This window comes from Sphingomonas sp. (assembly GCF_042091075.1).
In the GTDB taxonomy this organism is placed as follows: Bacteria; Pseudomonadota; Alphaproteobacteria; order Sphingomonadales; family Sphingomonadaceae; genus Sphingomonas.
In genome coordinates this window covers 8,125-13,026 of record NZ_JBELIE010000089.1, presented here as the reverse complement: position 1 = coordinate 13,026, position 4,902 = coordinate 8,125, and the positions used below count along the sequence as shown (strand labels likewise).

At 67.8% G+C, this 4,902-nt stretch carries 8 protein-coding genes and 1 pseudogene; 3 read left to right on the top strand and 6 right to left on the bottom strand.

Features of this window, described 5'->3' with window-relative positions; genetic code table 11:
• Nucleotides 1-251 (top strand): annotated as a pseudogene (locus ACFDSW_RS10230) (VWA domain-containing protein); the annotation flags it as partial.
• Nucleotides 252-293: 42 nt separating this feature from the next.
• Here the strand turns inward: ACFDSW_RS10230 and ACFDSW_RS10225 are convergent.
• The 4 genes from ACFDSW_RS10225 to ACFDSW_RS10210 all read right to left on the bottom strand — a co-directional run bounded on the left by ACFDSW_RS10225 (nt 294) and on the right by ACFDSW_RS10210 (nt 2,828).
• Nucleotides 294-1,013: a ribonuclease T gene (locus ACFDSW_RS10225; protein WP_375250186.1), complete on the bottom strand. Its 720-nt coding sequence runs from the start codon at nt 1,011-1,013 to the stop codon at nt 294-296.
• Nucleotides 1,010-1,438 (bottom strand): hypothetical protein, encoded by a 429-nt coding sequence (locus ACFDSW_RS10220; protein WP_375250185.1) that lies wholly within the window; start codon nt 1,436-1,438, stop codon nt 1,010-1,012. Before ACFDSW_RS10220 ends, ACFDSW_RS10225 begins: the two co-directional genes overlap by 4 nt.
• A gap of 71 nt (nt 1,439-1,509) precedes the next feature.
• Entirely contained in the window at nt 1,510-2,352 is an 843-nt protein-coding gene (gene nadC / locus ACFDSW_RS10215; RefSeq protein ID WP_375250184.1) for a carboxylating nicotinate-nucleotide diphosphorylase, read from the bottom strand.
• Nucleotides 2,349-2,828: an SH3 domain-containing protein gene (locus ACFDSW_RS10210; protein ID WP_375250183.1), complete on the bottom strand. Its 480-nt coding sequence runs from the start codon at nt 2,826-2,828 to the stop codon at nt 2,349-2,351. Before ACFDSW_RS10210 ends, nadC begins: the two co-directional genes overlap by 4 nt.
• Nucleotides 2,829-2,983: 155 nt before the next feature.
• Here ACFDSW_RS10210 and ACFDSW_RS10205 point away from each other — a divergent pair, with 155 nt between their 5' ends.
• The gene (locus ACFDSW_RS10205) at nt 2,984-3,973 is read left to right on the top strand and encodes a 2-hydroxyacid dehydrogenase (RefSeq protein WP_375250187.1); all 990 of its coding nucleotides are present in this window, start codon (nt 2,984-2,986) and stop codon (nt 3,971-3,973) included.
• A gap of 19 nt (nt 3,974-3,992) precedes the next feature.
• On the opposite strand, the gene ACFDSW_RS10200 is transcribed toward ACFDSW_RS10205, so the two are convergent.
• A complete protein-coding gene (locus ACFDSW_RS10200) occupies nt 3,993-4,172 on the bottom strand; it encodes a hypothetical protein (RefSeq protein ID WP_375250182.1) in 180 nt (59 codons plus the stop codon).
• A 174-nt stretch (nt 4,173-4,346) separates the two neighbouring features.
• Here ACFDSW_RS10200 and ACFDSW_RS10195 point away from each other — a divergent pair, with 174 nt between their 5' ends.
• A complete protein-coding gene (locus ACFDSW_RS10195) occupies nt 4,347-4,538 on the top strand; it encodes a hypothetical protein (RefSeq protein WP_375250181.1) in 192 nt (63 codons plus the stop codon).
• A 24-nt stretch (nt 4,539-4,562) separates the two neighbouring features.
• On the opposite strand, the gene ACFDSW_RS10190 is transcribed toward ACFDSW_RS10195, so the two are convergent.
• The coding region (locus ACFDSW_RS10190) for a hypothetical protein (protein WP_375250180.1) at nt 4,563-4,902 on the bottom strand (340 nt) is incomplete at its 5' end.

Sequence of the window (4,902 nt, the reverse complement as noted above, 5' to 3'; positions counted from 1 at the left end):
CGATGAGCCCCTATGAGATCACCCATCCGGGCGGCTCGGTCGAACATTTCAACGACGAGGCGGGCGCGCTGTGGATGCAGCGGCTGACGAACACATACCCCGCCGCGGTATGGCTGAACCCGGTGGCAGAGGCCCAATGGGGTTATTCGCAATCGGCAAAGATCATCAAGGAATTGATGAACGATCGCATGTATCCGCTGACGCTGGCGGGGCTCGATGATGCGATGCGGGAACTGACGCGCAAGCGCTAGCCTTCGCCCCATTTCCGGGGCGTGCCGAAACGCCGTCCCGCGTCAGCCCCGGCCGCCGCGCCAGATCTGGATCGGTGTGGAGGGCGCGACCCCGCCCTGATGCCCCGGGCAACCGACGTAACGGAACGACATGTCGGTGCAGAGCCAGATCTCGTCCAGCCACCCTTGCCGTGTGGTAGTAATCCGCATCATCTCGGCGCGGATGCCCTGGTTCGCTGCCGCCACCGCCTCGGCGAGCTGTCCGGCGGTGACAGGGCCGCGCGACAGCGCCGCCATATCGGGGAAACGCAGCCGCGCGAACATGCCGGTCGATTGCGCGAAATATCGCTGCGGGGTGTACCCCGTCATGCAGGTGCCGTGCTTCGCCCATTCATGCTGCAGCAACTGGGGCGAAGGTGTGGCGCACAAATGTTGCCGGATCACATGCCGCGGCAGGATCGCGGTGGCACGGCAATATTGCGGCCAGTCCTTGCCGACCCCGTCGGGCCACAGGCCATGCAACGCGAAACCGAACCGGTTCGTCGTTCCGCATTGAAGGCGCGCCGCTGGATCATCACGGCGGGTGCGGCAGAATTCCGGGCTCCAGGTGATCGCCAGCGTATAGCCGCCGATCGGCAGGCGGCGAGCAGGCTGCGATGCGGTCGGCAGATCGGGCTTGGGGCGCGGAATGGTCGTCGGCACCTCGCACGTCAGCGCCTGAGCGCCAGCCGCGCCGGGCAGCAGCGCCGTCGTCAGCAGCGCAATCGACAGCAGGCGCCTCATGCCGCATCCTCCGCCGCATCTTCGCCCAGCCAGGCGCGCGAATCCGGATGAAACAGCTGCAACGCCGCCATGATGCTGAGCCCAACCGTCCCCAGCATCAGCAATAAAGCACCGATACTGCCGCTGCCTTGCAAAGCGGACGGCAGGCTGATCAGCAGACGCAGCACCGCCAGCGCGGTGAGCACGACGACGATCCACTTCGCGAGCCGGCTGGCGCCACGGGTAATGCTCCACCAAAGCGCCAGCGTGATCGCGGCGCTCAGCACCAGCGCAGCGGGCAGGAACCAGCCATAACCGACGGTGCGCGGATCACTGGCCAGCCGCGCCGCCATCGACGGCCAGCTGGTCGCCCAGCCGATCAGGCTGAGCCCAAACGAGGCGAGGTACAAACGTTCGAAGCGCTTGATCGACGGCGGCCGGGTCACATCACATCCTCTTGGCCCCGGAGCGGGCCTCTTCCGCTCCTGCGCCCACGGTTTCGGTGACGCAAGGGGGATCAGAGCGCGGCGAAATCGAGCCCGATATCCGCTGCCGGCGCCGACTGCGTGATGCGCCCGACACTGACGAACGTGACGCCGGTTTCGGCGATGGCGCGAATCGTTTCCAGCGTGACCCCGCCCGACGCCTCGGTGGGAACGCGCCCCGCCACCAGGGCGACCGCCTCACGCAGCACCGGCGGCGGCATGTTGTCGAGCAACAGGTGTGTCGCGCCCGCCTCGATCGCGGCGGGGATCTGATCGACGCGATCGACCTCGACGATGATCGTCGCGATACCCGCCGCCTTGGCGCGCGCGGCGGCGGGGCCGACGCCACCCGCGATCGCGACGTGATTGTCCTTGATCATCGCCGCATCCCACAGGCCCATGCGATGATTGGTCGCGCCGCCGGTGCGCGTGGCGTATTTTTCGAGCCGGCGCAGTCCGGGGATCGTCTTGCGCGTATCGAGCAGCGTCGCCCCCGTGCCGGCGATGCGATCGACATAACCGGCGGTCAGCGTCGCAATGCCCGAGAGATGCTGCACGGTATTGAGTGCCGACCGCTCCGCCGTCAGCAGCGCGCGGGCGTTCCCGGTGATACGCATCAGCTCGGTGCCCGCCGCCACGCGATCGCCGTCACGGACCAGCGGCTCGATCGTCGCGTCGGGATCGAGCGCGGCGAAAAAGGCTGCGGCGAGATCCAGCCCGCAAACCGTGATCGCGTCGCGGCTGTCCATCACCGCCACGAACCGCGCGTCGGCGGGGATGACGGCGGCGGAGGTGACGTCCCCTGCCCCGACATCCTCGGCCAGCGTCGCGGCGACAAAGCGATCGGTATCGAAACCGTCGAGCATGAAGGTCATGGCAAAGTCTCGCCTGCATCGACGCCCCACAGGCGATCGGTCTGGATGAAGCCTGTCCGCCCCTGTACGTCGAAACGGCACCAGCCATTGGCACAGGCGCTCAGCCGCCCGATCACGCCCGGCTCCGCGCGATAGGCGATATGCGGGCCGCCCGGGCGATCGCGCATCTCGGCGGGGCTGCCGCCCTGGACGATCGCGGTCCGACGGTTGCTGATCAGGTTGCCGAGCATCCACCCCTGCGTCCCGCTGGGATCCTCGACCTTCCGCCATTCCTTGAACGTGGCGACGACGCGCACCGGCAGGTCGGCGCGGACGTACAGCCAGCTCGCCGGGAAGGTTCGTCCCGGGCCGGTGCGCATCCGGGCGCGGGCCGGCGCCAGTGATGCATAATAAGGCGGCTTCTTCTCCTCGGTCGCCGCCGCGGCGGGCGGCACGGCGACCAACATCGCCAGTATCGCCACCATCACCCGCCGCATGCGCCTGCCCCCATCCTGTCCGCCCAGATCATCGTCCGCCCTGTAGCCGCCCGATCGTGATGGCATCAACCGTTGACGCATTACCGGCGCTGCGCCAATCCCCGCTGATGGTCGAGACCCCGAACAGCGAGAAGGCCAGTCCGCCCGCGGCAGGCATGCGCCGGTGCGCGCACCCCCGCGTGATCGTCACGCGCGAATTGCCCGAGGTGGTGATGCGCCGCCTCGACGAACTGTTCGACACCAGCAACAATCGCGGCGACCGCGCGCTGTCACGAGACGATCTGGCTGCGGCGATGCGCGAAGCGGACGTGCTGGTGCCGGCGGTGACCGACACGATCGATGCCGCGCTGATCGAGCAGGCGGGCGAGCGACTGCGGTTGATCGCGAATTTCGGCGCGGGCGTGAACCACATCGATCTGCGCGCCGCGCGGGCGCGGGGCATCATCGTCACGAATACTCCCGGCGTGCTGACCGAGGACACCGCCGATATGACGATGGCGCTGATCGTGTCAGTGCCGCGCCGGCTGGCGGCGGGCGAGAAACTGGTGCGGTCGGGCGAGTGGAAGGGCTGGAGCCCCGGCGGCATGCTCGGTTATCGGATCGGCGGCAAGGCGCTGGGCATCGTGGGCATGGGGCGCATCGGCCAGGCGGTCGCGCGTCGCGCGCGGGCGTTCGGGCTGTCGATTCACTATCACAACCGGCATCGCCTGCCCAAGGTGGTAGAGGCCGAGTTTGGCGCGCAATGGCATCCTCATCTGGACGAGATGCTGGCCGCGATCGACATATTGACGATCCACACGCCGCTCAATGCAGACAGCCGTGACCTGATCGATGCGCGACGGATCGGCCTGTTGCGGCCGCACGTCTTCGTCATCAACGCCAGCCGTGGCGGCATTCTGGATGAGGATGCGTTGGTCGAAGCGCTGGAACAGGGGCGGCTGGCGGGTGCCGGGCTGGATGTCTGGCGGCATGAGCCGGAGATCGATCCGCGGCTGCTCGCGCTGCCCAACGTGGTGATGACCCCGCACATGGGCTCCGCCACCTATGAAGGTCGGGTCGCCAGCGGCGAGCGCGTCATCGCCAATATCCGCATGTGGGCCGACGGCCACCGTCCGCCCGATCAGGTGCTGGAGGGGTGGGTCTGATCCCCGCCATGATGCGCCGCTATTCGCGGCGGATCCGGTCCACGCCGGCAAGGATCAACGCGGCGATCACCCTGCCACTGTAGCGCAGGCACAGATCCTGGTGCACCGCCGCCACGACGGGGTCGTCGGCGCGGATCGCCCGGATCGCCTCCGCCTCGGCGCGGGCAGCGTGATAATCGGCATGGTGATCGTGAAACATCGCGCGTCTCCTGAAGACGCTGGCGATGTGGAGGCGGCACCATACACGCAGATGTCGAAACGTTACGAGCGCGCCAATTGTGTCGCGACGCCATGTTCGTGACGAAGGATTGCCTGGCGGAACCCATGTCGCGATGTCGCATTGGTCGAGCGTCACCATAAGGGAGCCGCATCCATGAAGACGATCGCCATTTCCACTCTTCTGCTCGCATCGGCGGTATCGCTGTCCGCCTGCTCGACCCTGCGTGGCGCGGCAATCGGCGGCGCGGGCGGTGCCGGTGTCGCGGCGGCGACTGGCGGCAGTGTCGAGAAAGGCGCAGCAGTGGGCGGCGTCGGCGGCGCGGTGGTCGGCACGGTCGTCGACTGATCGTCCGCGCGCGGGCCGCGACAGCTATATCAGCAGCGCGGCCCGCCGACGATCCTTGGGCCTGTCGAACAGATACAGGATGTCGACCAGATCGGTCCGCGCGGGAACGAATATGCCGCGAATGGCGATGCGCGTCGCGGGCACCACCCGCTGCCAGCCCCCCGCCACGGAAACCGCCAGATCGCCCATCACCTCGATCGGCAAAGGGGCGCCCGCCAGACGGGCATAGGGTGTCGAGCGAAAACGTTCGCTCGCTGCGCCGATCGTGACCCCGCCATGCCACCTGGTCATCAGGGTGACGCCGTCGCGCTGACTGACCAGGATATCGATATCCGACACGTCGGTTATCGCGCCGTGCAGCGCC